This is a genomic window from Stenotrophomonas sp. SrG (genome assembly GCF_050031795.1).
Lineage (GTDB): Bacteria > Pseudomonadota > Gammaproteobacteria > Xanthomonadales > Xanthomonadaceae > Stenotrophomonas > Stenotrophomonas rhizophila_A.
Genome location: NZ_JBNBBE010001272.1, coordinates 1 through 236 on the forward strand (window position 1 = coordinate 1; position 236 = coordinate 236).

The following is a 236-nucleotide window of genomic DNA, read 5'->3' on the forward strand; positions in this document are numbered from 1 at the left end:
TACCGCCTGCATGGCGATCTGCGCACGCTGGGTGGCCGCACGCGGGCCGGCCGCGGTGCCCTGCTGGCCGCTCATGGTCCACGCGCGCTGGAACAGGCCGCGCGCGGCGGGCATGGCCATCAGCGTGGCGATCGTGGCGCCGCCGCCGGACTGACCGAACACGGTGATGTTGCCGGCATCGCCACCGAACTCGTGCGCATGTTCGCGCCCCCACCGCAGGGCCTGGATCAGATCGA

General features: G+C 72.9%; 1 protein-coding gene. It reads right to left on the reverse strand.

Features of this window, described 5'->3' with window-relative positions; all coding sequences use genetic code 11:
* The coding region (locus ACQG3P_RS23510) for a carboxylesterase family protein (protein ID WP_426806392.1) at positions 1 to 236 on the reverse strand (236 nt) is incomplete at both ends.